This window comes from Pseudoalteromonas sp. Z1A6 (genome assembly GCF_011378745.1).
Lineage (GTDB): Bacteria > Pseudomonadota > Gammaproteobacteria > Enterobacterales > Alteromonadaceae > Pseudoalteromonas > Pseudoalteromonas arctica.
Map to the genome: position 1 here is coordinate 1 of NZ_WTKW01000459.1, position 2,705 is coordinate 2,705.

At 36.9% G+C, this 2,705-nt stretch carries 3 protein-coding genes; all 3 read left to right on the plus strand.

What is annotated here, in order from left to right:
* The first annotated feature begins 355 nt into the window (after positions 1-355).
* The 3 genes from GQR46_RS18475 to GQR46_RS18485 all read left to right on the plus strand — a co-directional run bounded on the left by GQR46_RS18475 (position 356) and on the right by GQR46_RS18485 (position 2,424).
* The gene (locus GQR46_RS18475) at positions 356-1,099 is read left to right on the plus strand and encodes a ferredoxin--NADP reductase (RefSeq protein ID WP_101164395.1); all 744 of its coding nucleotides are present in this window, start codon (positions 356-358) and stop codon (positions 1,097-1,099) included.
* 251 nt (positions 1,100-1,350) lie between these two features.
* A complete protein-coding gene (locus GQR46_RS18480) occupies positions 1,351-2,094 on the plus strand; it encodes a nuclear transport factor 2 family protein (RefSeq protein WP_165728790.1) in 744 nt (247 codons plus the stop codon).
* 9 nt (positions 2,095-2,103) lie between these two features.
* On the plus strand, positions 2,104-2,424 hold the full coding sequence (locus GQR46_RS18485) for a hypothetical protein (protein WP_165741988.1): 321 nt from the start codon (positions 2,104-2,106) through the stop codon (positions 2,422-2,424).
* The last annotated feature ends 281 nt before the right edge of the window (positions 2,425-2,705 follow it).

The window sequence follows — 2,705 nt, forward strand, 5'->3', positions numbered from 1 at the left end:
CGTTTCTGGCTTGGCTCTTCTCATTTACTCCTCTTTGGCTTCTCCTAGTGCAATAGTTTTTCAAGTAAATAATTCACGAATGGTGATATAAGACGCAGCGCTTTTAAAGTGAGTGATAAAATAAAAAAGCACTGTTTTTTTGACTTTATTTTTCTTAGTTACTGCTGCTTCGCTTTTCCTTATGCAATTAATGGCTCCTATCGCAGAGCTAATTATTCACATTATTTTATTGGTAAATTCTGCATACATCACTGCTTTAAATCTAGTCATATTCTCCTGTAAGTCTTTGTCACTTAATGCTAATGTTTATGGAGTGAGTTATTTAAAACTTTAATGGCTAAACCAAGAGGTAACTATGTCTAATTGGGTTGAAGCAACAGTAAAAAGCGTAACATGGTGGAGCGAAACGCTCTTTAGCTTAACCGTTAATGCTAATGTAGAGCCGTTTAAAGCAGGGCAATTTACAAAGCTTTCTATAATGGATGGCGACAAGCGTATTGCTCGGGCTTATTCATATGTGAATGCCCCTGAAAACCCCGATCTTGAGTTTTACCTTATTAACGTTATTGACGGTTTGCTTTCTCCTCGTTTAGCTACATTACAACCTGGCGAAACCGTATTAATAGAACAACACGCAACCGGCTTTTTTACTCTTGATGAAATACCACAAAGCGATCAGCTTTGGATGTTAGGTACTGGCACTGCCATAGGCCCTTTTTTATCGATATTACAACAGCCCGATGTATGGAAAAAATACAAAAGCATAAACTTAGTGCATGGTGTACGTTTTAATAACGACTTAAGCTATCAGGCACTTATTAACGAGTTATTAAGAGTGTACCCAGAACAACTCAACTATATTCCTGTTGTAAGTAGAGAAGAGCCATTACAAGGCTTAAGTGGCCGGATTACTAACGCTATTGAGAGCAACGGCTTGTTTGAACATGTAAAATTAAATCCTGAGCCTAGTAACGCGCAATTTATGATTTGCGGAAATCCACAAATGGTAAAAGACACCACCGCGCTACTTCTCGATAAAAACTTTACGCGTAACCGCCGCAAAGCACCCGGTAACATTACTGTAGAGCAGTACTGGTAGGCTACAGTGGTGGTATTAACTATCCGATAACGTTAAAATTTGCTATGTTGCACCCTTATACCAATATTATCAAAAATATGATCATTCTATCGCATTAAATAACTCACTAACTGCGTTAAAAGTTATTCATATAGAACAACTATATGTCACAATTTTCGCCTTGTTATTGTGCTATTTTCTTGACGCTATAATAGATCACTTATTTAATGTAATTGGTATTACACGTGTTTAGTGTTCATTTTAGGAAAGTTATGAAACCGTTATCTATTATTTTTGCCTCGTTAATTACCACCGTTGCGCTTATTACTTACGCCGCAGAACAAAGCGAGCCTGAGCAAAAAGAGCAGCAAGTTGAAGCTCAAGCAAACGTTGAAAAACCCAAAGTTGAAGATGAGCAATCAGTAACTCAAGTCAAAGCTGACGACAAAGTAAATACGCTTGAATACAAAGCACCTGAGCTTAAAAAGCCAACAATTGATGCGACTAAACCAGACGATTCAAAGGTATTGGGTAACGAGCAGATTAAACCTACTGAAAAGCCGAAAAATAAAATAGAAAAAGCAGTGGCTGTAGCCGAAGCTGAAAAAGCAGTTACGCAAGCAAAAGAAGCGCTGACAGTTAAGCAACAAACTAAAGCTAAGCAATCGCGCGAATCACTTGCGGTAGTAGAGCAGTTAGTTAAAGCGTATAACGCGCGTAACATTGAAGAGTTTCTTCGTGTATATGCCGAAGATGTTGAGTTTTATATTTTCCCTAATGAGCTATTATTTAAAGGTAAAGAAAAACTAATAGAACGTTATGGGCTAATGTTTAAAAAGTTAAAGTGTATTCACTCATCACCAATTAAGCGCATAGTGCACGGCGATATAGTGATTGATCACGAACTATCAGAAACCTGCTCAACTGACGAAAAGGTAGTTGATAAACGCTCAGAACTTATTTCGAGTTACCAAATTAAAGATGGAAAAATAGTACGCGTACTGTTTTTTAGATAAAGGCTTTATATGCAAATAAATGACGACAAAAAAATTCGCTTAATGTATCGCATCGAGCCCGGTTGCCTTGGCCCTAAGGGTGCTGAGCATGTTGAAGATTTTTGTCGTTTTGCAAATAAACATATTAAGTCACCATTTTATGGCCAATTTGTATTTTTACCTCGTTACGATAAAGCCATAGACGAGCGACAATATAGCGTTAACAGCCGTAATTTATCACTTGCTCAGGCTCATGCGTACTTAAAGCACTTTGATATTAATATTGAAGAATTTGAAGAACAACTCGACGAGCTCCTCACTAAAGCGATTGATTTATACTTTAAGCGATAGCGTTTAATTGCTGTTGCTTAGGTATTCTCCCCCTCCGCAATACGTTTTTATTTTAATTATTATTAAAAGTATAAGTAATTTCTTTCACAAAGATAAGGTAATCAGTAATAACTGAGAAAAACCAGATCGGCCAATATGTATCACTACTCTAAAAGCGCAGCGCCTCTTAAGCTCTTTGTAAATTAATTAGCCCTTTAAAAGCTTTTATTTGCACAATGAGAAGTAAAAGAGGAGTGAATGAGAAAGCCGAAAACAAAAACCAGTATTTTATGTTTTATCAC